Source organism: Caulobacter sp. FV1ye13L, from assembly GCF_058681155.1.
In genome coordinates this window covers 1,604,639-1,624,600 of record NZ_CM178732.1, presented here as the reverse complement: position 1 = coordinate 1,624,600, position 19,962 = coordinate 1,604,639, and the positions used below count along the sequence as shown (strand labels likewise).

The 19,962-nt window shown below is 67.4% G+C and carries 25 protein-coding genes and 1 pseudogene; 7 read left to right on the top strand and 19 right to left on the bottom strand.

The window, feature by feature from the left end:
- Nucleotides 1-49: 49 nt before the first annotated feature.
- From ACW176_RS07680 to ACW176_RS07670, 3 genes are read right to left on the bottom strand one after another with little or no spacing between them, the layout of a single operon-like run.
- On the bottom strand, nucleotides 50-505 hold the full coding sequence (locus tag ACW176_RS07680; RefSeq protein WP_492111501.1) for an NfeD family protein: 456 nt from the start codon (nucleotides 503-505) through the stop codon (nucleotides 50-52).
- Between the two features lie 4 nt (nucleotides 506-509).
- Complete coding sequence (locus tag ACW176_RS07675) at nucleotides 510-1,487, bottom strand: SPFH domain-containing protein (RefSeq protein WP_419319775.1); 978 nt, start codon at nucleotides 1,485-1,487, stop codon at nucleotides 510-512.
- Between the two features lie 33 nt (nucleotides 1,488-1,520).
- On the bottom strand, nucleotides 1,521-1,946 hold the full coding sequence (locus ACW176_RS07670) for a TIGR02301 family protein (RefSeq protein WP_419319774.1): 426 nt from the start codon (nucleotides 1,944-1,946) through the stop codon (nucleotides 1,521-1,523).
- 139 nt (nucleotides 1,947-2,085) lie between these two features.
- On the opposite strand from ACW176_RS07670, the gene ACW176_RS07665 reads away from it, so the two are divergent.
- Nucleotides 2,086-2,295 (top strand): hypothetical protein, encoded by a 210-nt coding sequence (locus tag ACW176_RS07665; RefSeq protein ID WP_492111500.1) that lies wholly within the window; start codon nucleotides 2,086-2,088, stop codon nucleotides 2,293-2,295.
- A gap of 6 nt (nucleotides 2,296-2,301) precedes the next feature.
- Here ACW176_RS07665 and ACW176_RS07660 read toward each other — a convergent pair whose 3' ends face one another.
- From ACW176_RS07660 to ACW176_RS07615, 10 genes and pseudogenes are all read right to left on the bottom strand, one after another.
- Entirely contained in the window at nucleotides 2,302-2,835 is a 534-nt protein-coding gene (locus ACW176_RS07660) for a hypothetical protein (protein WP_492111499.1), read from the bottom strand.
- Between the two features lie 197 nt (nucleotides 2,836-3,032).
- Complete coding sequence (locus ACW176_RS07655) at nucleotides 3,033-3,998, bottom strand: NAD(P)H-dependent flavin oxidoreductase (protein WP_492111498.1); 966 nt, start codon at nucleotides 3,996-3,998, stop codon at nucleotides 3,033-3,035.
- A gap of 80 nt (nucleotides 3,999-4,078) precedes the next feature.
- A complete protein-coding gene (locus ACW176_RS07650; protein WP_492111497.1) occupies nucleotides 4,079-4,216 on the bottom strand; it encodes a hypothetical protein in 138 nt (45 codons plus the stop codon).
- A gap of 129 nt (nucleotides 4,217-4,345) precedes the next feature.
- Complete coding sequence (locus tag ACW176_RS07645; RefSeq protein WP_419319767.1) at nucleotides 4,346-5,128, bottom strand: SDR family NAD(P)-dependent oxidoreductase; 783 nt, start codon at nucleotides 5,126-5,128, stop codon at nucleotides 4,346-4,348.
- Nucleotides 5,129-5,197: 69 nt separating this feature from the next.
- Complete coding sequence (locus ACW176_RS07640) at nucleotides 5,198-5,971, bottom strand: site-2 protease family protein (RefSeq protein ID WP_492111496.1); 774 nt, start codon at nucleotides 5,969-5,971, stop codon at nucleotides 5,198-5,200.
- A complete protein-coding gene (locus tag ACW176_RS07635) occupies nucleotides 5,968-6,402 on the bottom strand; it encodes an NUDIX hydrolase (protein WP_492111495.1) in 435 nt (144 codons plus the stop codon). Before ACW176_RS07635 ends, ACW176_RS07640 begins: the two co-directional genes overlap by 4 nt.
- Entirely contained in the window at nucleotides 6,399-7,457 is a 1,059-nt protein-coding gene (locus tag ACW176_RS07630; protein WP_492111494.1) for a patatin-like phospholipase family protein, read from the bottom strand. Before ACW176_RS07630 ends, ACW176_RS07635 begins: the two co-directional genes overlap by 4 nt.
- Nucleotides 7,458-7,470: 13 nt before the next feature.
- Nucleotides 7,471-8,268, bottom strand: coding sequence for a 3-hydroxybutyrate dehydrogenase (locus ACW176_RS07625; RefSeq protein ID WP_492111493.1), 798 nt, complete (start codon nucleotides 8,266-8,268; stop codon nucleotides 7,471-7,473).
- A 103-nt stretch (nucleotides 8,269-8,371) separates the two neighbouring features.
- Nucleotides 8,372-9,139, bottom strand: a complete 768-nt coding sequence (gene yaaA / locus ACW176_RS07620; RefSeq protein ID WP_419319759.1) for a peroxide stress protein YaaA — start codon at nucleotides 9,137-9,139, stop codon at nucleotides 8,372-8,374.
- 853 nt (nucleotides 9,140-9,992) lie between these two features.
- Nucleotides 9,993-10,129, bottom strand: a pseudogene (locus ACW176_RS07615) (hypothetical protein); the annotation flags it as partial.
- 317 nt (nucleotides 10,130-10,446) lie between these two features.
- Between ACW176_RS07615 and ACW176_RS07610 the strand changes: the two are divergent.
- Both ACW176_RS07610 and ACW176_RS07605 read left to right on the top strand, forming a co-directional pair.
- The gene (locus ACW176_RS07610) at nucleotides 10,447-10,875 is read left to right on the top strand and encodes a hypothetical protein (protein WP_492111492.1); all 429 of its coding nucleotides are present in this window, start codon (nucleotides 10,447-10,449) and stop codon (nucleotides 10,873-10,875) included.
- A 106-nt stretch (nucleotides 10,876-10,981) separates the two neighbouring features.
- On the top strand, nucleotides 10,982-11,287 hold the full coding sequence (locus ACW176_RS07605) for a hypothetical protein (protein WP_492111491.1): 306 nt from the start codon (nucleotides 10,982-10,984) through the stop codon (nucleotides 11,285-11,287).
- Here ACW176_RS07605 and ACW176_RS07600 read toward each other — a convergent pair.
- Complete coding sequence (locus ACW176_RS07600; RefSeq protein ID WP_492111490.1) at nucleotides 11,262-12,671, bottom strand: FAD-binding oxidoreductase; 1,410 nt, start codon at nucleotides 12,669-12,671, stop codon at nucleotides 11,262-11,264. The two genes, ACW176_RS07605 and ACW176_RS07600, sit on opposite strands and share 26 nt — an antisense overlap.
- A gap of 69 nt (nucleotides 12,672-12,740) precedes the next feature.
- Between ACW176_RS07600 and ACW176_RS07595 the strand changes: the two genes are divergently transcribed.
- A complete protein-coding gene (locus ACW176_RS07595) occupies nucleotides 12,741-13,022 on the top strand; it encodes a type II toxin-antitoxin system VapB family antitoxin (RefSeq protein WP_492111489.1) in 282 nt (93 codons plus the stop codon).
- A complete protein-coding gene (locus tag ACW176_RS07590) occupies nucleotides 13,019-13,408 on the top strand; it encodes a type II toxin-antitoxin system VapC family toxin (protein ID WP_492111488.1) in 390 nt (129 codons plus the stop codon). Before ACW176_RS07595 ends, ACW176_RS07590 begins: the two co-directional genes overlap by 4 nt.
- Here the strand turns inward: ACW176_RS07590 and ACW176_RS07585 are convergent.
- Genes ACW176_RS07585 through ACW176_RS07570 form a run of 4 tightly spaced genes read right to left on the bottom strand, consistent with a single transcriptional unit; the run spans nucleotide 13,405 to nucleotide 16,578 of the window.
- Nucleotides 13,405-13,722, bottom strand: coding sequence for a 1-deoxy-D-xylulose-5-phosphate synthase (locus ACW176_RS07585; protein WP_492111487.1), 318 nt, complete (start codon nucleotides 13,720-13,722; stop codon nucleotides 13,405-13,407). The genes ACW176_RS07590 and ACW176_RS07585 overlap by 4 nt on opposite strands.
- 6 nt (nucleotides 13,723-13,728) lie before the next feature.
- Nucleotides 13,729-14,706, bottom strand: a complete 978-nt coding sequence (locus ACW176_RS07580) for an L-threonylcarbamoyladenylate synthase (protein ID WP_492111486.1) — start codon at nucleotides 14,704-14,706, stop codon at nucleotides 13,729-13,731.
- Nucleotides 14,634-15,917: a YceI family protein gene (locus tag ACW176_RS07575; protein ID WP_492111485.1), complete on the bottom strand. Its 1,284-nt coding sequence runs from the start codon at nucleotides 15,915-15,917 to the stop codon at nucleotides 14,634-14,636. The genes ACW176_RS07580 and ACW176_RS07575 overlap by 73 nt, the downstream gene beginning before the upstream one ends.
- Nucleotides 15,918-15,945: 28 nt before the next feature.
- Nucleotides 15,946-16,578, bottom strand: coding sequence for a YceI family protein (locus tag ACW176_RS07570; protein ID WP_419319748.1), 633 nt, complete (start codon nucleotides 16,576-16,578; stop codon nucleotides 15,946-15,948).
- 182 nt (nucleotides 16,579-16,760) lie between these two features.
- Between ACW176_RS07570 and ACW176_RS07565 the strand changes: the two genes are divergently transcribed.
- On the top strand, nucleotides 16,761-18,545 hold the full coding sequence (locus ACW176_RS07565) for an acyl-CoA dehydrogenase family protein (protein ID WP_492111484.1): 1,785 nt from the start codon (nucleotides 16,761-16,763) through the stop codon (nucleotides 18,543-18,545).
- A 118-nt stretch (nucleotides 18,546-18,663) separates the two neighbouring features.
- Here ACW176_RS07565 and ACW176_RS07560 read toward each other — a convergent pair whose 3' ends face one another.
- Nucleotides 18,664-19,146, bottom strand: coding sequence for a peroxiredoxin (locus ACW176_RS07560; protein WP_492111483.1), 483 nt, complete (start codon nucleotides 19,144-19,146; stop codon nucleotides 18,664-18,666).
- A 111-nt stretch (nucleotides 19,147-19,257) separates the two neighbouring features.
- On the opposite strand from ACW176_RS07560, the gene ACW176_RS07555 reads away from it, so the two are divergent.
- A complete protein-coding gene (locus tag ACW176_RS07555) occupies nucleotides 19,258-19,842 on the top strand; it encodes a YqgE/AlgH family protein (protein ID WP_492111482.1) in 585 nt (194 codons plus the stop codon).
- Nucleotides 19,843-19,962 lie beyond the last annotated feature (120 nt).

Sequence of the window (19,962 nt, the reverse complement as noted above, 5' to 3'; positions counted from 1 at the left end):
GGGGACGCGTCCGGCCCGGCGCCAGACGCGCCTTTCGGCCCGTGGACAGTTAGTAGGCGCGAACCGTCAGGGTGGCGCCGTCGACGCCGACCACCTGGATGCGCTGGCCTGGAAGGGGCGGACCGCCGTCAAGCCGCGCCTGCCATTCCTTGCCGTCGACAAACACCCGGCCCATGCCGGCCTCAAAGGTCGAAAGCACCTCGCCGTCGCGGCCGATCAGGCGCAGCAGCGGGTCGTTGAGGTCGGGCGCATCGCCCTCCAGCACCGGCCGCAGAAAGCGGCGGGCCAGATAGGTGGTGGCGATGGTCAGGATCGCGAACAGAGCGATCTCGACCGGCAGGTTCATCGGCACGACCAGGGCCAGCACGCCGACCAGGGCCGAGGACGCCGCCGGCCACAGCAGCCAGCCGCTGCCGGTCCCGACCTCGACGGCCAGGAAGATCGCGGCTACCGCCAGCCAGACCCAGAAGGGGTGCATCGCATAGAAGCTCGCCAGGGCGTCCATCGGCTCAGACCCTCTTGGCGCCGCCGGTCGGCGTGTTGGTGCGCGGAATCGGCGGGGTGGGCGCAACCGCGCTGGAGCCGCCCAGCGTCTTGACCAGCTCGGCCACGCCCGCGACCGTTCCGGTCAGGCCCGCGAAGTCGGCGGGCACGATGACGGTCTTGGCGTTGGGCGAACGGGCCAGCTCGCCGAAGGCTTCGACATATTTCTGGGCGATGAAGTAGTTGATGGCGTTGACGTCGCCCTTGGAGATGGCCTCCGACACGAAGGCCGTCGCCTTGGCCTCGGCCTCGGCTTCCCGCTCGCGGGCCTCGGAGTCGCGGAAGGCGGCTTCCTTGCGGCCCTCGGCCTGCAGGATGGCCGACTGCTTCTGCCCTTCGGCGCGGGCGATGGCGGCCTGTTTCTCGCCCTCGGCCTCGGTGATCACCGCGCGGCGCTCGCGCTCGGCCTTCATCTGCCGGGCCATGGCGTTGGTGATGTCGGCCGGCGGGGTCAGGTCCTTGATCTCGATGCGGGCGATCTTCACGCCCCACGGCCCGGTGGCGTGATCGATGGTCGACAGCAGGCGGGTGTTGATCTGGTCGCGCTGTGAGAGGACTTCGTCCAACTCCATCGAACCGACCACGGTGCGCAGGTTGGTCTGGGCCAGCTGGGTGATGGCGTACATCAGGTTGTCGACCTTGTAGGCGGCCTGGGCGGCGTCCATCACCTGAATGAAGACGATGGCGTCGACCTTCACCGAGACGTTGTCCTTGGTGATGACCTCCTGCTGGGGCACGTCCAGCACCTGCTCCATCATGTTGACCCGCCGGCCGATCGTCTCGACGAAGGGGGTCAGGATGCTGATGCCGGGCTTGAGGGTGCGGGTATAGCGGCCGAACCGCTCGACCGTGAACTCGCGCCCCTGCGGCACGATCTTGATGACGCTGATGACCAGGAAAAGCGCCAGGACCAGAAGGACCAGCGGAACCAGAAATGAGGCCAAGACGACGCTCCCTGCACAACCAAGAGGCGCAGGTTAGCGCGGGGCTGCGGGCTCCGCCATGGAATCCGGAGCGGTCTCGCCACGCGGGATCACGCGGATGGATTGCGAGAGCTTCAGAGCCAGGGCCTGACCCTTGCGCGCCGACTGCTGCTCGGCCTTGCGGCTGGCGGCGTCGCACAGTGGAAACTCACCCTGACGCGCGGCGAAGCCGGTGTTGAACCGCTCGCGCAGCTGGGCGTCAAAGGCCTGTTCGGCCTGCTCCACCTCGGTCAGACGCACCATGCGCGAGCGCCAGAACTGGTCGTTGAGGCCTTCGCAGGTCTGCCGCAGGGCGTGGCTCTCGCCCAGCGAATAGGCCAGGTCCAGCAGGCGCTGGCGCTCTTCCGGCTCGCGCTCCTGGGCGAGGGCGGCGGTGGCCATGCAGGCGATGATCAGGGCGGCGACAGGCAAGCGAAGCATGGTCACAGTATCCCCGGCTCGCGCTCTGATGTCACCACTACGCGCCCTTCGCGCGAGTCTGCGGCGATGTGATGGCGTATCGGGCCTTGCGATCGCCATGGATCGGCGCAAGGTTACCCCCACTGCAAGGAGGTCGATCATGACTGAAGTGCATTATGGCGTCATCCGGGTCGGCGATCACTGGGCCATCGTGGGCGAGCACCTGCGATTTGGGCACTACGCGACGCAAGATCAGGCGACTGCGGCAGTGTCCCGTCTGGCCGAGCAGTCGACCGGCGTCGGCATGCCGGTCCTGCTCGTCGTGCAGGACGACGATTTCACCCTGCCCGCGCCCACACTGCTCAGCTGAACAAGCTCAGGCTTCGAGAGCCGACCGCGCCAGCCACGGTTTGACCACGCGCCAGACCTGCAGGGCCGACGCCACGAAGCCGACGATCGAGGCGACAACCTGGAAGGCGTTCCAGACCACAGCCACCAGAGGCCCCTCCACCAGCATCGCCACCACCGGATAGATCAGCTGGCTGACGACGATCCGGAACTGGGCGTAGGCCTGCGAATATTCGATCACGACCTGGCCGATCGTAGCGATGATCAGCACGGCCAGAACCGGCGACCACAGCAGCGGCAGGATCAGCAGCAGGGCCAGCAGCGTGACCAGGCACTTGGCGATCAGGCTGGCGGTCGAGACCAGGGTCACGCCCACGCCGACCACCACCGCCAGGCCGAGAAGGGCAAAGCTGATCGGCAGGACCGTGTCGGCGACCTCGATCAGATCCCGCCCCAGGGCAAAGGTGACAAAGCCGGCGCCGGCCAGGACCAGCACAAAGGACGCCAGCCACAGGGCCCCGTACTCGCTGAGCCGCGTTTTGAGGACATAGCCGGTGCGCATGCCGCGTTCTCCGTGGTGCGCTCCAGCCTGCCTTGGAAGCTTCGCCGCGTCGATTGGAAACTAACGCACCGCCAGCGCGCTATGGCCAAGCACGCTGCACGGTCGCGGAAGATCCATCATGGCGGACAACGGTGAAAGCCCGGCGCTGCGCCGCCGCGACCTGAACCGGCTGGCGCCCCATAGGCCCGAGGTCGACCTCACCGATTGAGGGCGGCGATCCGGCTGATCGCGGCGCGGGCCTCGGCGACCAGTTGCTCGACGATCACGCCGGCCGGCAGCACCTCGCGAATGCCGCCCGCGCTCTGCCCCATGGCGAAGCACGACTTTTCGGCGTCCAGACCCTCGATCTGGCCGCCGATGCCGCCCATGGCGCCATTGCGGATCGAGACCATGGCCTGCTGGGGGAAGCCCTGGATGTCCGCCGGGCGCGACTCCCAGTCCTCGACATAGGGGTTCTTCCTCACCCGCATCGGCTTGCCCGAATAGCAGCGGGTGCGAACGGTGTCCTCGTCGGCCGCATCGACCACCGCCTGACGATAGAGGTCGCCGGCATGGGCTTCGGTCGAGGCGATGAACCGCGTGCCCATCCAGACGCCCTGGGCGCCCAGGGCCAAAGCTGCCGCCAGGCCCCGGCCGTCGTGCAGACCGCCGGCGGCGACCACGGGGATCTTCACGGCGTCCACGGCCTGGGCCACCAGAGGCAGGGTGCCGACCAGACCGGTATGGCCGCCGCCCTCGCCGCCCTGGCAGATCACGGCGTCGCAGCCGGCCTGCTCGGCCTTGACCGCATGTTTCACCGCCCCGCAGACGACCATGACCTTCAGGCCCGCCGACTTCAGGCGTTCGATGATCGGCATCGGCACGCCCAGGCCGGCGATGAAGGACGAAGCGCCCTCGGCGATGATGACCTCGACGCTGTCGGTCAGGGCATCGGGGGTGGCGGCCAGCAGGTCGACGCCGAACGGCCGGTCGGTCAGGGCGCGGACCTGGCGCATCTGGTCGCGGATGAAGTCGGGCGAGGTGCCGGCCATGCCCAGCACGCCATAGCCGCCGGCGTTCGACACGGCCGCCGCCAGGGGGGCGTAGGAGACGCCGCCCATGCCGGCCAGCAGGATCGGGTGCTCGATGTCCAGAAGATCGCAAAGGGGCGTATGCAGCGCCATGAAACCCGTCCTCCCATTATTTTCCGGAAGAATGGGCGTCGCCTTGGCCGGCTAGCAAGCGTGCCGCGAGGTCAGCGGGATCAGACCCGGTCGCTGCGCACCGCTTCGGTAGTGGCCTCGGTCGTGAAGAAGCAGGCGGCCATCGCCGTCAGCATCATGGCGATCAGGGCCAGCATGCCACGCGGGGGAGCCAGAGCGACGACGTCTTGCGGGGTCATCTTTTCGTTTCCTCGAAAGGCGCCCGGATCTGACGTCCAGGCTGCCTTCCGACAAAGCTTCCCACCAAGCCCGACGCTCCGCAAGACCCCTGCGACAAAAGGGTTTTCTTCGACTCCGGAGTCCAGAAATCAGAAGATCGAATAGCCGCCGTCGATGATCAGGGTGTCGCCCGAGTGATAGCTCGAGGCGTCCGAGGCCAGATAGACCGCCATGCCGCCAAAGTCGGCGGGCTCGCCCCAGCGCCGGGCCGGGACCCGGGGGATGACCTTCTCGGCGAAGGCCGAATTGCCCTGGGCGCCGGCCGTCATGTCGGTGGCGATCCAGCCGGGCAGGATGGCGTTGGCGCGAACGCCGTAGCGGGCATGCTCGACGGCCACCGACTTGATCATCGAGATCACCGCGCCCTTGGTGGCCGCATAGGCCTCGTTGCGCGCCGCGCCCTCGATGGCGGCCAGCGAGGCGATGCCGACCAGCGAGCCGCCCGGATCACCCGACTTGGCGCGATCCACCATGTGGCGGCAGGCCTCGCGCAGGGTGAAGAACACGCCGTCCAGATTGACCGCCAGCACCTTGCGATAGGTCTCGGTCTGCATGTCCACGAAGGACGGCGAGCCAAAGCCCACGCCGGCATTGGCGAACACCGAGTCGATCCGGCCCATGGCCTCGACCGCCTCGACCATGGCCTGCGCCACCTGGGTCTCGTCGGAGACATCGACCGTCTGGGCCTTGACCCGCACGCCGTGCTTCAGCAGCTCGCCCTCGGCGATCTGGTTGCGCTCGGCGTTGGAGCCCCAGATGACAATGTCGGCGCCCGCCTGGGCCATCGCGCTGGCCATGCCCAGGCCGATGCCGCGATTGCCGCCGGTGACGAGCGCGACCTTGCCGGCCAGATTGAACGGCGCATAGGCCATGGCGTTTCTCCCTTGAACGTTTGTTTGAAAGAGAAGCGCGAAGCGCCGCCCGGTCAAGTGCCCGCTAGGTCAACCGGCGCTGTCCCAGAAGCGGAAGGCGTCCCAGCCCGCGCCCATGGCGTCGAACGAAACGCCCAGCAGCCCCGCCACGGCCCCGGCGAGGCCGAAGATCACGGCGCTGACGCCGGGCACGAAGAAGATCAGGCCAAACAGGATCAGGAAGCCGATCAGCTCGACCTTCACCAGCCTGGCGCGGACGCCTTCGGGCAGGAAGGGGCGAATGACGCCATAACCGTCCAGTCCCGGAACCGGCAGCAGGTTCAGGACCAGGGCGCTGGCCTGCAGAAAGGCCAGCAGCGAGAGGGCGTTGGTCAGGGCCGGCGCGCGGTCGCCAAACAGCGGCAGGACCAGGGCGATCACGATCAGCACGACCAGCGTCCCCAGCGGGCCGGCCAGCGAGGCCAGCGACCGCCAGGTCCTGGTGCGCATCAGGTCCTCGCGCAGATAGACCGCCCCGCCCGGAAAGCCGATGCCGCCCAGGGCCAGAGCGATCAGCGGAAAGATCAGGGTGGTCGACAGGTCGGAATATTTCACCGGGTCGAGGGTCAGATAGCCCTTTTCCACGATGGTGGTGTCGCCGGCCCTGTGCGCGACGAAGGCGTGGCCGAACTCGTGAACGCCCACGCTCAGCACCCAGGCCAGGGCCACAAAGGCGAAGGTGAGGAAGCCGGTGAGGGCCGTGGGGATCGTCAGCGCCCAGCCCAGGGCGACCACGGCGCCGATCAGGATCAGGGCGTTGACGCTGATCCCGTGGCGGGGGGCGGAGGCATCCACAGTGGTCATGCCGCAAACCGCTCATAGGTTTCGGTGATCATCCGCCGGGTCTCGTCCCATTCGACCAGGACCATGGCTTCCTCGCGGGAGACGAACCGCGCCTCGGCCGCATCGTCGCCGGCCACCGGCTCGCCCGAGATCCAGCGGGCGGCATAGTCGATCAGGACGTAGTGGCGGGTGATCTCGCCCGGCTTTCCGTCAAGCGAGGGCCTGGCGGGAAAGACCCCGTCGATCACGTCGATCAGGCCCAGGATCGTGGCCTCGACGCCGGTCTCTTCCTTCAGTTCGCGCAGGCCGGCGGCGATCGTCGTCTCGCCCAGCTCCATGCGGCCGCCGGGCAGGCTCCACTGGCCAAGCCGGGGCGCCGTGCCGCGCTTGATCAGCAGAACCTGGTCGTCGCGCAGGCAGACGACGCCGACGGTGGGTACAGGGTGGTTCATGGAAATCCGGTCTTCAGGTCGATGCTGGACTTGACGCCGATAAGGGTTCCGCAGTCGTCCAGCCAGGTCTGGGCGGCGGTGCGGCCCCGTTCCTTGAGGTCCAGCAGGAAGCTCCACTCAGTGTTGAACTTGGTCGACAGCGACAGGTCGGCCAGCGGCCCGTCGGCGGTGATGGCGTGGACCAGCATCTTGCGATAGCGGCCCTTGGCGGTGTCCTTCAGCAGCCCCTCATCCAGCAGCTTCTGCACGAAGCCGATGGCCCGCAGCTCTGCGGCCAGGGACGAATTGAAGGTGATTTCGTTGAGCCGGTCCATGATCTCGCCCGGCGATTTGGGCGTCTCGTCGCGGACGAAGGGGTTGAGGCTGACGACCAGGATGTCGTCGGGCGTGTCGTCATAGAACAGCGGCCACAGGGGCGGATTGGCCAGAAAGCCGCCGTCCCAATAGGGCTCGCCGTCGATCTCGACGGCCTGGAACACCTGGGGCAGGCAGGCGCTGGCCATGATGTGTTTGGCGGTCAGCTCGGTCTCGCGGAAGATCCTGGCCTTGCTCAGCCGCACCGCGGTGGCGGCGATATACAGCTTGATCGGCGAGCGCTGGCGGATCGTCTCGAAGTTCACCGTCGCTTCCAGCACGTCGTGCAGCGGATTGAGGTTGAACGGATTGAATTCGTAGGGCGACAGGCTCATGGCCAGGGTCTCGGCCATGCGCCAGCCGGGGGTGTTTTTGAGCCAGTCGGGGCCGGCGAAGGCCTTGGTCCAGATGGCGGAGTCGCCGAACACGTTCTGGCCGCCGGCCCGGTTTGTGCCTCGCCAGAAGGCCTCCAGCGTCGTGCGAGCCCCGTCGCGGCCGCCCTCGATCAGGCCGTGGGCCAGGCAGACGGCGTTCATCGCCCCGGCCGAGGCGGCGGTCACCGCCTTGATCTCGATATCGTCTTCCTCGAGCAGGCGGTCGAGGATGCCCCATTCGAAAGCGCCGTGGGCGCCGCCGCCCTGCAGGGCCAGACTTAGCGGCCTGGGGCCAGCGGGCTTCTTCTTGAACGGGCCGATGGGCATGGCCCAGTTCCCCTTATTGCGCCACCCAGCCGCCGTCGATCTGGAAGGCGGCGCCGTTGGCCGAGGCCCCGGCGTCGGAAACCAGATACAGCAGCATGCCGGAAAGCTGGTCGAAGGTGACAAATTGCTTGGTCGGCTGACTGGCCAGGATGACGTCGCGCATGACGGCCTCCTCGCTGATGCCGCGGGCCCTGGCCTGGTCGGCGATCTGGGCCTCGACCAGCGGGGTCTTCACGAAGCCCGGGCAGATGGCGTTGCAGGTGATGCCGAAGGTCGCCACTTCCAGCGCCACCGTCTTGGTCAGGCCCAGGACGCCGTGCTTGGCGGCCACATAGGCCGACTTGAACGGCGAGGCCACCAGGGCGTGGGCCGAGGCGATATTGATGATCCGGCCGCGCCCCTGGGCCTTCATGATCGGCACGGCGGCCTTGGTGGCGTGGAAGGCCGAGGTCAGGTTGATGGCGATGATCTGGTCCCACTTGTCGGTGGGAAAGTCCTCGATTGGGGCCACATGCTGGATGCCGGCATTGTTGATCAGGATGTCCAGCTCGCCGAACTCGGCCTTGGCGGCGCGGACCATGTCGGCGATCTGGTCGGGCTTGGTCATGTCGGCGCCGTTGTACAGCACCTCGACGCCATGCCGTTCGGCCAGTTCGGAGCGGGTTCGCTCGATGGCGGTCATCTCGCCCAGACCGTTCAGGACGATATTGACGCCCTGGGCGGCCAGCGCATCGGCCATCGCGTGGCCAATGCCGCTGGTCGAGCCTGTGACGATGGCGACCTGGCCCTGCAAACCGAAATCAACGGCCATGGCGACGCGGTTCCTTTAATTGCGACCCTAATATTTGCTGCAGCGCAGCATATAACTCGCCATTGCGAAGGGCGAGCGCTTATAAATTCATCGATAGATGAATTCAGGGTTGGGGGCGAGCGAAAACCCAATCAGTGTCGGTCGAGAGCGCGGGACGGAAAGCATAGCCGTCCAGGTCGAAGGCCTTGAGATCCTTGGCCTGCTCGACCCGGTTGTCGATGATGTAACGCGCCATCCGCCCCCGGGCCTTCTTGGCGAAGAAGCCCAGCACCTTGAGCAGGCCCGCCTTCTCCTCCTTGAAGTGGCAGGTGACGACCGGCAGTTTCAGGGCCTTGGCGTCGACGGCCCCGAAATATTCCTGGCTGGCCAGGTTCACCAGGGTCTTGTCGGCGTGGCCTTCGGCGGCGTCGTTGAGGGTCTGGGCGATGGTCTCGCCCCAGAAGTCATAAAGGTTGGCCCCGCGCTTGGTCTTCAGCCGGGTGCCCATCTCCAGGCGATAGGGCTGCAGGGCGTCCAGCGGCCGCAGCACGCCATACAGGCCCGACAGGATGCGCAGATGGTCCTGGGCCCAGTCCAGGGCCGCCCGGTCCAGCTCGCGCGCCGCCAGGCCGCCATAGACGTCGCCATTGAAGGCGATCACGGCCTGCAGGCCGTCCTCGACCTGCGGATCGAAGGCCTGGAACCGCTCGCGGTTCAGGTCGGCCAGCTTTTCGGAGATGTGCATCAGCCGGCGCAGATCGGCGGCGGTCAGCTTGCGCGTCACCTTGGCCAGCTCGGCGATCCTGTCCTTCAGCTCGGGCGTGGTCAGCGGCAGCACCTGATCGGGCGCGGTGAAGTCCAGCGACTTGGCGGGGGAGATGACCATCAGCATGGGCGGGAGATAGAGTGTCCTGACCGGGATCGCTAGCGGGAGGTTGGGGATTGGTGGTCACAGCTCCCTTCCCCCATCCAAAGGCAGGGCTATCGCATATGGCCAAAAACGGTTGTCATCCCGCCACTGCCTTGGCCCGAGCGCGCAGCGCGAAGATCCGGGACCGACGCCTGAGCTCAGCGCTTCCGGCGGTCCCGGATCGGCGCCCGGCTTCGCCAGGCTTGTCCGGGATGACAGCGTCTCTGGGCGCAAACTCATATGCGATAGCCCCGCATTCAAAGGGGAAGGGAGAAGACACGGGCTCGTAGCCTCACGCGGCATCAGCCACTGAAGGGGTTGGGGAGGCGCGAAGCGGCCGGGGCGAACCCGGATGACCGTGATGTGTTGTGTGCGTTTCGGCTCGACCTGTCCGCTTCGCAGAAGCTGTTCTTGCGTGAGGATTGGGCCAAGCGAGCGTGTTTCAGCTCTGATACCCAAGAGCCCCCGTACGGGCGCGCATCCCGTCGATCGGCTAACCGTCTCGACGCCGACGATGCGCGATAGGCGGGTTTACGATCCCTCGCCCTCTTCGACCCGCGCTCACCCGGCCGACGAGCCACTCAGCGTTTGCGCCGTCCTTCTGAGACAGCCCGCACACCTCGACCCGCCTTCCAGGGCGTCGCGGCCCCGCTCAGCTCCATCCCCGTCGCCGCTTTGGGCCGGTACCAGGCGCCCTCCCCCTGCGACGGGGACAGCTGTGATTATGCGGGAGGTTTGAGCGCCGAGGATTGGCGCGATCAACTATTTTACAAGCGGTTGATTGGGCTGGGGTTTGTTTCGGAAAGAACGGGGATACAGCGCGCCCAATCCCCATTCCTCCCGTCATTCCCGCCCTTGTGGCGGGAACCCCTGTTTCAGCCCGCACGTGAAGCGCCAGCGAAGTGCGCGCGCACTTCGCCCCTCCTGCACCTGCGGCGGACAGAGGGGTTCCCGCCACAAGGGCGGGAATGACGATGATCTATTGGAGTGGCGTCCCGCTCCCCTTCGCGCCGAAGGGAGCCATCCTTAAATCTCACGGCGAGACGATCGCCGGTCTGTCCAGGTCACTCAAGGCCGGCCCTGCGGGCCGCCGCGCAGCGGCGACGCGAGAGCGTCGTCCTTGACCAACCTGGTCAGACCGGCGCGCTGCAGCCTCCAAGAGATTTAAGGATGAGCGGGACGCAGGGCGTCCGCTTTTTGGCACTGAGCCAAAGACCGCCTTCGCGCCCTAGTCGGACCTGACGAAGGTCTGCTTATGAGTCTCAAAACGGTTGAGCTAGAGTGCATCCATGGCGTCCAACCACCAGACAGGCGATTCACCGGGGTCTTTCCGTCGCGCGGACGCTCTACAGATTGCGGCCGGCCTCGGCGTCGCAGCCCTGTGTTTTTTTGCAGGTTTCGCTTTGTCCAACGCTCTCGACTCTGTCTCAGCGCGCGGCTTTATTATTGTAGTTTCAGCGTTGGCGATCGCCTTCTTCTCCGCGATCGGGCCAAGCTTTGTGGTTCGCTTGAGGACTGCGGTCCTTAGTTCTTTGGTCTGGTGGCTGCTGTTGGTCCTTATTGGGAGCGCCGTCACTCTGACCAAATCTGGAGACTTCGACGAGGGCGGGCTGGCTGGGCTGGCGCTCGTCTTGGGATTCTATCTGGGGCTTCCGATCGCTCTCTTGGCCACCATAATAGCAGGGCTTCTTGGCCGACTGTTCAACGATAGGCACTGACCCCGCTCGAAGGTTTCTATTCGCAAACCACCCCTTCCCGAATACCGGAAAGTCCGCTTTCCGCCCGCCCCTCGACGCCGACCCGCCTGCCCGCTATCCCGCCCCCATGACACCCCAAGCCCTCGCCCACCTCGCCGCCCTCGCCTGGCCGATCCCGATGGTCGTCGCGCTGATCCTGGTCGCCGCGACCAAGGCCCTGCGGTTTCGCGTCCTGTGGTGCCTGCTCAGCCTGGTCGGGGTCGGGGCGTTCTGGATGCAGATCGACACGGGCCGTTGGGGCTTTATTCCGCTGGCCATCAACCTGCTGGGCCCCGGCCACATGGCCGGCTTCCACAAGGCGGTGATCCCGCTGGGCGCGGTGATCGCGATCGTGGCGGCGCTGCGGGCTAGAACAAAACCCGCGGGTTCATGATCCGCTTCGGATCCAGCGCCGAGCGTATGGCCCGCAGGGCCGTGACCTCGACCGGATCCTTGTAGCCCAGCGCCTCGGCCGTCTTCATCGCCCCCAGGCCGTGCTCGGCGCTGATCGAGCCGTTCAGGCTGGCGGTGATGTCGTGGACAATCTTGGCGCCGGCGTCGCGCAGGGCCTCGTGGGCGTCCTCGTCGCCGCCGACAGGGCGCAGCACGTCATAGTGGACATTGCCGTCGCCCACATGGCCAAAGGCGACGATCCGCGTGCCCGGATAGGCGCTGGCGAGGGCCGCGTCGGCGCGCGCGATGAAGACCGGGATCTTGGAGACCGGCACGCTGACATCGTGCTTCCAGGCCGCGCCCTCGGGCTTCTGGCCGGCCGAATGGCCCTCGCGGATGTGCCAGAAGGCCTTCATCTGGGTTTCTGTCTGGGCCACGGCCGCGTCGCTGATCAGGCCGCGCTCCAGGGCGCTGGTCAGCAGCCGCTCCAGCGCCGCCTCGGCCGCGCCGGGCTCGCCGCTGGCGATCTCGATCAGCACATACCAGGGATGGATCGACGGCAGCGGATCGCGCAGGCCCGGCACGTTGCGGATCGTCAGCTCAAAGCCCAGCCGGCCCATCAGCTCGAAGGCCTCGACCGCCCCGCCCGTCTCGTCCTTGGCCCGGGCCAGCAGTTGGATGGCGTCTTCCGGCGAGCCCAGGCCGACAATGGCCACGGCCCGCGAGGCCAGCAGCGGGTGCAGCTTCAGGCTGGCGGCGGTGACCACGCCCAGCGTGCCCTCGGCCCCGATCAGCAGCTGCTTGAGGTCGTAGCCGGTATTGTCCTTGCGCAGGCGCTTGAGGCCCTTCCAGATCTCGCCATTGGGCAGCACGGCTTCCAGGCCCAGCACCTGCTCGCGCATCATGCCGTAGCGCAGAACCGCCGTGCCGCCGGCATTGGTCGAGATCAGGCCGCCGATGGTGCAGGAGCCTTCCGAGGCCACGCCCACCGTGAAGCGCCGACCCACGCTGGCCGCCTGGGCATGGGCTTGCGACAGGGTGACGCCCGCCTCCAGCACCATGACGTCGTCCAGGCCGTCGACATCGCGAACGGCCCGCAGCTTTTCGGTGGAGAGCAGGATCTCGCCCTGCGGGATCTGGCCCGCCACCAGTCCGGTATTGCCGCCCTGCGGGGTGATGGCCACGCCGTCGGCGGCGCAGATGCCGACCACGGCGGCGACCTCGCCGGTGGTGCGCGGCATGACCAGCAACGGCGTCTCGCCCCGCCAGCGGCCGCGCCATTCGACCAGCTTGGGCTCGAGGCGGGCGGGGTCTTCACTCCAGCCGCCCTCGCCGAGCACGGCCTTGAGGCGGGACAGGGTATCGGCGGGAACGGGCTTGGTCATGGGCACGGAGGATACGCTTTTGGAGCGGTCCAGAATAGGATATACTTGGGTATATACCGGAGTCGATCGATGGGAATTTTCATCAAGAATCCCGAGACCGAGCGGGTCGTTCGCGAAGTCGCCGCCTTGCGTGGCACAACGATCACCGGCGTGATCGACGCGCTGGCGCGCGAAGCGCTCGAACGCGAGCAGTCCAAATCGCCTCGGCGGACTCTGGAAAGCATGCGCGCGGCGACTGCGGAGTTTCGTCGCAAGGCCGGACTGGACAAGACCAAGCTCAACGTCACCAAGGCCGATTTCGACGCGCTCTGGGAAATTCCCGGCGTCACGGATGTGGAAGACGATCAGTGATCGTCGTCGATGCTTCGGCACTGGTCGCCATTGGCGACGACGAGCCGGAGGCTGAGAACTTTCTGGCCGTTCTGGAGCGAAACCCCTCCCGCATCTCGGCAGTGAACTATGTCGAGGCGGGGTTGATCCTGATAGGTCGGGGACGGCTGGCGACCCAGGCAGATCTTGATGACTGGCTCAAGCAGCTGGGCGCCAGCGTCATGCCCGATGAGAATCTCGCGTCGGCCGCGCTCGACGCCTATCTCGTCTACGGCCGGCGACGCCACCCCGCGAAATTGAATCTCGCCGACTGCTTCGCCTACGCCCTGGCCAAGACCCTCGACGCGCCACTGCTGTACAAGGGCGACGACTTTGCGCTCACCGATGTGCGCTCGGCCTTGGACTAGCCCAGGTCGGGATCGGGAATGCCCCGGATCTTGGCCCAGTATTCCTCGCGCGCGTCGTCGTCGATCACGGCCGGGTCGCCGGCGCCCTTGTAGAGCCGGTCGCCGCCGTCCTTGCGGGCCTTGGCGATCCAGAAGGGCTGGCCGGTCTCGATGTCGCGGAAATTGGCCTTCAGGCCCGAATTGCGCAGGGCCTCGAACGAGCGGCCGGCATAATAGAGGGTCTCGCCGGTCTTGGACGACCCCACCCGCCCGATGCGCGCGGGACCGTTCAGGCCCTTGGACTTGTCCTCGAGGTACATGATCTTGAATTTCATCGGCCTCTATCCCACGAACCCGGCCGCGCGTCTCAGCCGGTCATTGATCGCCTCGCCCAGGCCTTCCTGAGGAATGGCCGCCACGGCGATGCCGACGGGCTTCGTCCGATCGGCGGCGCGCAGGAACGAGAACAGGTTGGCGGCGGCTTCGCTGAGCAGGCCGCCCGGGCTGAGATTGAAAACCCCCTCCCCGTCCGGCCACGGACCAAAGGCCAGGAACGCCTCGCCGACGAGGGGCGCGGCCGCATCGATGCGCACCGGCGCGTCGGGGGCATAGTGCAGGGCCAGGCGGCCCGGCGAGCGTTTGGCGTCGTCCTCGGCTTCGGCCAGGGGACCAACCACGGCCTCCAGCTGGGCGCGGGTCACGGCGCCGGGACGCAGCAGGCGCGGCGGGCCGTCCAGCACGGCGACGACGGTGGATTCCAGGCCGACTTCGCAGGGACCGCCGTCCAGGGTGACGGCGCAGGCCGCGCCGGTCTCGCCGAAGGCGTCGTCATAGGTGGTGGGGCTGGGCCGGCCCGAGCGGTTGGCCGAAGGGGCCACCACCGGCGCGCCGAACGCCGCCAGCACGGCGCGCGACAGCGGATGGCCGGGCACGCGGATGGCCACGGTGTCGAGCCCAGCGCGGGCCAGATCGCAAACCGCCGAAGCGTCGCGGATCGGCGCGACCAGGGTCAGCGGGCCGGGCCAGAAGGCCTTGGCCAGGGCGAGAGCCCGTTCGTCGAAGACAGCGATCCGCGCGGCGGTCTCGATATCGGCCACGTGGGCGATCAACGGGTTAAAGCGCGGACGGCCCTTGGCCTCGAAGATCGCCGCCACGGCCGCCGGATTGGCCGCATCCGCGCCCAGGCCATAAACCGTCTCGGTGGGCAGCAGCACCAGCCGGCCGGCGGCCAGGGCGCGCGCGGCCTCTACGACTTGCGCGTCGCCTTCAGGGAGAAGCTGACCTTCACCTTGGCCGCGATCTGATCCGTGCTCGCCCATTCGCCCTGTCCGACCCCGAACATCGTCCGGTCGAGGCTGGTTACACCGCGCGCCGTGGCCGTGTCGCCGTCGATCTTCAGGCTGAACGGCAGGCTGAGCGGCTTCTTGACGCCGCGCAGGTCCAGGGTCCCGTCGGCGATATAGCGGCCCTCGCCGGTCTTGCGGAACTTGCTGGCCGTGAACGTCGCCTTGGGGTGGCTGGCGCTGTCGAAGAAGTCGCCGCTGGGCAGGCTCTCGTCGCGCTGGGCGTCGCCGGTCTGGGCCGAGGCCGTGTCGATGCTGACGGTCAGCTTCGAGCGGTCCAGGGCCTCGGGCGAAAACAGGATGTCGGCGGACCAGCGGGTGAAGCTGCCCTCCAGGGCGTCGCCCGACCATGTGGCGGTGAAGCCGAGCTTGCCGCCCTTGGCCACCGTCCAGGCCACGGGGTCCTTCAGGGCCGCCGGCGCGGCGGCGGCCTCGGCCGGCGTCGCCGCAGCCTCCGGCGCAGCGGGCGCGGCGACCGGCGCGAGCGGCGCGTCAACAGACTCCTCGGCGACCGCAGGTGCCGCCACCGGCTTGACGGTCGGGCTGTAGAGATAACCGGCGGCGATCACCGCCGCGAGGCCGGCGGCGGCCAGCCAGGCGCGCGGCTCTTTCCAGCCCGGTTTGGCGCCGGGCGTCATGTGGCTGAACACCGCGTCGCGATCGAGAATCTGGTGCTTGGCCACCGCGCCCAGGTGCAGCAGCAGCAGCAGATAGGTGGTCTTGACCAGCACATTGTGACCGATCTCGCCGATCTCGTGCCAGACGTGCTTGGCGCCGTCCGCGAGGTCGGGCAGCAGCGGCAGATGCGGCCAGGCAACGACCCCGAACAGCAGGGTCGGGATGTTGGTCTTGCTGGCCGAGACCAGGATCCAGCCGGTCAGCGGCAGGCCGATCATGATCCCATAGAAGCCCCAGTGCACCACGTGCGAGGCGATACGCTCCCAGTTGGGCTGGCCCACCGGCGGCGGCGGCGACGTGTGGGTCAGCTTCCAGGCCAGCCGGAACAGGCTGAGCAGCAGGATGGTGATCCCGATCGACTTGTGCAGCTGGAAGAGGGCGAAGGTCTCCGGTCCCTTGGGACCGTCCCCCGCCCTCCAGCCCAGGATGATCTGGAAGATGATGGCCGCGGCGATCAGCCAGTGAATGACGATCGCCACCGTCGTGTAGCGCGTGCGTGTCGCGGCCATCAGGCTCTCCAGATCCGGTCTGATCAGACTACTTCTTGTCGAACTCGACTTCGATGTTCAGCGTCACGTCATCGCCGACCAGCGGAACATACTTGGAAACGCCGAATTCCGAACGCTTGATCGTGGTCGAGGCCGAGAAGCCGGTCTTGACGCTGCCGGGCATGAAGCTGCCGCCGACGCCGTTGAAGGTGACGTCCAGAACCACCGGCTTGGTCACGCCATGGAAGGTCAGATCGCCCGTGACCTTGCCGGTCTTGCCGTCGCCCACATCGACCTTGGTCGAGACGAAGGTGATGGTCGGATATTTGGCCGTTTCCAGCCAGCCGTCGCCGGCCAGTTCCTTGTTGAACTTCAGGCCGAAGGCGTCGGCGCCCGTCGAGGTGTCGATCGAGGCGGGGTCGACCGTAACGCTGATCTTAGAGGCTTCCGGCGCCTTGGGATCATAGGTGAAGCTGGCGTCCAGCTTGGTAAAGCGCAGGGTGTAGTTGGAGAAACCCATGTGGCTGAGCTTGGCGGTCAGCACGGCGTGGGTCTTGTCGAGCACATAGTTGCCGGCCGGCAGGTCGGCAGGCTTGGTCGAGCTGACACCCGGCGCGGCCAGGGCGGCGGGCGCCGTGATCAGCGCGGCGGCGAGCGCGGCGTAGGCGAAGGGACGGGCCATAGGTCGGAATCTCCAAACTGTGATTGCAGCAGTTACGATTGCCTCGACTTAAGAAGTCCGGCGCAGGGATAAAGGGCTGCAACATCACGAAGCCGTGACTTCTTGAACGAACGTCGCGCCAGCTTGGCCCCGCCGCCGCGCGCGCCTAAACAGAACACCGATAATCTGGAGCCTCGCCGTTCATGACCTACCGCGCCCCTGTCCGTGACATCGCTTTTTCGCTGCGGCATGCGGCCGGCTTTGATCGCCTTTCCGACGCCTTTCCCGACGCCGACGCCGACACGGTCCAGGCCGTGCTGGAAGGGGCCGGGGCCCTGGCCGGCGACATCCTGGCTCCGCTGAACCGCCAGGGCGATCTGGTCGGCGCGAAACTGGAGAACGGCATGGTCCGCGCCGCGCCGGGCTTTGGCGAGGCCTATCGGCAATTTGCCCAGGGCGGCTGGAACGGCCTGGCGGCCGATCCTGACCATGGCGGCCAGGGCCTGCCCAAGAGCCTGGAGATCGGCGTCTTCGAGATGTTCCAGGCCGCCAACATGGCCTTTGGCCTGTGTCCCATGCTGACCCTGGGAGCGATCGAGGCCCTGGCCCACCACGGCTCGGAGCGCCAGAAGAGCCTGTATCTGCCGCGTCTGGTCTCGGGCGAATGGACCGGCACCATGAACCTGACCGAACCGCAGGCCGGCTCGGACCTGGCGGCGATCACCACCATGGCCACGCCGGATGGCGACGGCGGCTACACCCTGTCGGGCCAGAAGATCTACATCACCTGGGGCGACCACGACGTCGCCGACAATATCGTCCACCTGATCATCGCCCGCACGCCGGACGCGCCTCCCGGCGTGAAGGGCATCTCGCTGTTCCTGGCCCCCAAGGTGCTGGTCGGCGAGGACGGAAGCCTGGGCGCGGCCAACGCCGTGCGGGCCGGCGGACTGGAGCACAAGCTGGGCATCCACGGCTCGCCCACCTGCGTGATGCTGTTCGAGGGCGCCAAGGCCGAGCTGGTCGGCGAGCTGGGCAAGGGCCTGGCCCATATGTTCACGATGATGAACGCCGCCCGCCTGCAGGTCGGCGCCCAGGGCGTCGCCATCGCCGAGCGCGCCTATCAGCAGGCGCTGGCTTTCTCGCTGGAGCGCCGCCAGGGCCGCTCGGCCTGGACCGGCGAAAACGCGGCCCGCCTGTTCGACCATCCCGACGTGCGCCGCACCCTGATGCTGATGAAGGCCCGCATCGAAGCGGCGCGGGGCATCTGCCTGTCCACCGGCGTCGCCGCCGACCTGGCCACCCATGGCGCCACCGAGGACCAGCGCGTCGCCGCCAAGCTGCGCGAGGAACTGCTGACCCCGATCGCCAAGGCCTGGTCGACCGACATGGGCGTCGAGGTGGCCTCGCAGGGCGTGCAGATTCACGGCGGCATGGGCTTTGTCGAGGAAACCGGCGCGGCCCAGCACTATCGCGACGCCCGCATCGCCCCGATCTATGAGGGCACCAACGGCATCCAGGCCATCGACCTGGTCGGCCGCAAGCTGAGCCTTGGCGAAGGCCAGGCGATCGGCGACCTGATGGACGATATCCGCGACACGATCGACGCCCTGAACGCGGCCGCCGATCCGGCCTTGGGCACGATGGCCAGAAGACTGGAGACCGCCCTGGACGCCGCCAGCGCCGCCACGGCCTGGCTGATCGAGCGCCGGGCGCGGGCCATGCCCGACGCGCTGTCGGGCGCCACGGCCTATCTGAAACTGCTGGGCGATGTGGTCGGCGGCTGGATGCTGGCCAAGGGCGCCCTGGCGGCCTCGGCGGCCATCGCGGCCGGCGGCGGCGACGCCGGCTGGCTCTCAACCCGGCTGGCCCTGGCGCGGATCTATGCCGAGGCTGTGCTGGCTCAGGTTCCCGGGCAGGTCGCGGGGGTGATGATCGGGGCGGCAGATTTCGAGGCGACGACGCCGGAGATGCTGGGGGCCTATTGAACACTGGCCCCCTCCGCGCCTGCGGCGCTCCTCCCCCGTAGGGGGAAGATGATCCCGTCTTCCCCCTACGGGGGAGGACGGCTGCGCAGCAGCCAGGAGGGGGCGAGTGGTTACAGAATTAGAGCTGCGCCAGCATGTAGTCCGCCGACGAGACCTTGAACTCACCGCCCTCTTCGACGTTCAGCGAGGTCACGACGCCGTCCTTGGCGATCAGCGAATAGCGCTGCGAGCGCGAGCCCATGCCGAACTTGGAGCCGTCGAAGTCCAGGCCCACGGCGCGGGTGAAGTCGCCGTTGCCGTCGGCCAGCAGCATCACTTCGTCGGTGATGCCCTGGTCCTTGCCCCAGGCCTTCATCACGAACAGGTCGTTGACCGAGACGCAGGCGATCGTATCGACGCCCTTGGCCTTGAACTCGGCGGCGTGGTCCTTGAAGCCCGGCAGGTGCTTGGCCGAGCAAGTGGGGGTGAAGGCGCCGGGAACGGCGAACAGGGCGACGGTCTTGCCCTTGAACAGGTCGTCAGTGGTGACCGGCGCAGGGCCTTCGGCCGTGCTGGTCATGAAAGTCGCCGCAGGAAGCGTATCGCCAACCTTGATCGTCATGGGCTTGGTCCTGTCCTTTGAGAGTGCGCAAATCGAATATAGGTCCGACGACAACGCGCCAACCCCAAGGTTCGACTTGAAACCGTCGCGTTCTATCCCGATCCTGTATCCATGAACCGCGACACGCATGACGAGGCGGACTTCCTGGCCGGGCGCCTGCTGGTAGCCATGCCGGGCATCGAGGACGAACGCTTCGAACGCGCCGTCCTCTACATGTGCGCCCACGACGAAGAGCAGGCGATGGCCATCACGGTCAATCGCCCGGTCGAGGGCCTGACGGTGTTCGAGCTGCTCGACAAGCTGGGCGTGCGCTCCGAGATCAAGACCCAGAACACCCTGGTGCTGCTGGGCGGTCCGGTTGAGCTGGAGCGCGGCTTCGTGCTGCACACCGACGATTTCAACTCGCCCGACTCGACTCTGGCCCTGCACGACGGCCTGGCCCTGACCGCCACCCGCGACGTGCTCGACGCCATGGGCAGCCCAATCCACCATCCCCGCCGGGCGATCCTGGCCCTGGGCTATGCCGGCTGGGGGCCTGGCCAGCTGGAGCAGGAGGTGCGCGACAACATCTGGCTGGTCTGCGACGCCGACGAGGAACTGCTGTTCGACGACGACCATGAGCACAAGTGGACGCGGGCCCTGGCCAAGCTGGGGATTTCGGCGGATCACCTGTCAGCGCAGGCGGGGCGGGCTTAGATCGAAAAGCTGCTCCCCCTCTGGGGGAGCTGTCGCGGAGCGACTGAGGGGGCTAGCTGGATATCGGCCGAGTAGGCCCCCTCCGGCCCTCTGGGCCACCTCCCCCAGAGGGGGAGGATC

Excerpts from the sequence above, each read along its gene's own strand:
- ACW176_RS07635 (WP_492111495.1), bottom strand. The coding sequence starts at position 6,402 with ATGAACCACCCTGTACCCACCGTCGGCGTCGTCTGCCTGCGCGACGAC.
- ACW176_RS07645 (WP_419319767.1), bottom strand. The coding sequence starts at position 5,128 with ATGGCCTATGCGCCGTTCAATCTGGCCGGCAAGGTCGCGCTCGTCACC.
- ACW176_RS07650 (WP_492111497.1), bottom strand. The coding sequence starts at position 4,216 with ATGACCCCGCAAGACGTCGTCGCTCTGGCTCCCCCGCGTGGCATGCTG.
- ACW176_RS07595 (WP_492111489.1), top strand. The coding sequence starts at position 12,741 with ATGGGAATTTTCATCAAGAATCCCGAGACCGAGCGGGTCGTTCGCGAA.
- ACW176_RS07555 (WP_492111482.1), top strand. The coding sequence starts at position 19,258 with ATGAACCGCGACACGCATGACGAGGCGGACTTCCTGGCCGGGCGCCTG.
- ACW176_RS07680 (WP_492111501.1), bottom strand. The coding sequence starts at position 505 with ATGGACGCCCTGGCGAGCTTCTATGCGATGCACCCCTTCTGGGTCTGG.
- ACW176_RS07670 (WP_419319774.1), bottom strand. The coding sequence starts at position 1,946 with ATGCTTCGCTTGCCTGTCGCCGCCCTGATCATCGCCTGCATGGCCACC.
- ACW176_RS07660 (WP_492111499.1), bottom strand. The coding sequence starts at position 2,835 with ATGCGCACCGGCTATGTCCTCAAAACGCGGCTCAGCGAGTACGGGGCC.
- ACW176_RS07655 (WP_492111498.1), bottom strand. The coding sequence starts at position 3,998 with ATGGCGCTGCATACGCCCCTTTGCGATCTTCTGGACATCGAGCACCCG.
- yaaA (WP_419319759.1), bottom strand. The coding sequence starts at position 9,139 with ATGCTGATGGTCATCTCCCCCGCCAAGTCGCTGGACTTCACCGCGCCC.
- ACW176_RS07585 (WP_492111487.1), bottom strand. The coding sequence starts at position 13,722 with ATGAAATTCAAGATCATGTACCTCGAGGACAAGTCCAAGGGCCTGAAC.
- ACW176_RS07630 (WP_492111494.1), bottom strand. The coding sequence starts at position 7,457 with ATGCCCATCGGCCCGTTCAAGAAGAAGCCCGCTGGCCCCAGGCCGCTA.
- ACW176_RS07640 (WP_492111496.1), bottom strand. The coding sequence starts at position 5,971 with ATGACCACTGTGGATGCCTCCGCCCCCCGCCACGGGATCAGCGTCAAC.
- ACW176_RS07560 (WP_492111483.1), bottom strand. The coding sequence starts at position 19,146 with ATGACGATCAAGGTTGGCGATACGCTTCCTGCGGCGACTTTCATGACC.
- ACW176_RS07605 (WP_492111491.1), top strand. The coding sequence starts at position 10,982 with ATGACACCCCAAGCCCTCGCCCACCTCGCCGCCCTCGCCTGGCCGATC.
- ACW176_RS07625 (WP_492111493.1), bottom strand. The coding sequence starts at position 8,268 with ATGGCCGTTGATTTCGGTTTGCAGGGCCAGGTCGCCATCGTCACAGGC.
- ACW176_RS07610 (WP_492111492.1), top strand. The coding sequence starts at position 10,447 with ATGGCGTCCAACCACCAGACAGGCGATTCACCGGGGTCTTTCCGTCGC.
- ACW176_RS07570 (WP_419319748.1), bottom strand. The coding sequence starts at position 16,578 with ATGGCCCGTCCCTTCGCCTACGCCGCGCTCGCCGCCGCGCTGATCACG.
- ACW176_RS07580 (WP_492111486.1), bottom strand. The coding sequence starts at position 14,706 with ATGGGCGAGCACGGATCAGATCGCGGCCAAGGTGAAGGTCAGCTTCTC.
- ACW176_RS07665 (WP_492111500.1), top strand. The coding sequence starts at position 2,086 with ATGACTGAAGTGCATTATGGCGTCATCCGGGTCGGCGATCACTGGGCC.
- ACW176_RS07575 (WP_492111485.1), bottom strand. The coding sequence starts at position 15,917 with ATGGCCGCGACACGCACGCGCTACACGACGGTGGCGATCGTCATTCAC.
- ACW176_RS07565 (WP_492111484.1), top strand. The coding sequence starts at position 16,761 with ATGACCTACCGCGCCCCTGTCCGTGACATCGCTTTTTCGCTGCGGCAT.
- ACW176_RS07600 (WP_492111490.1), bottom strand. The coding sequence starts at position 12,671 with ATGACCAAGCCCGTTCCCGCCGATACCCTGTCCCGCCTCAAGGCCGTG.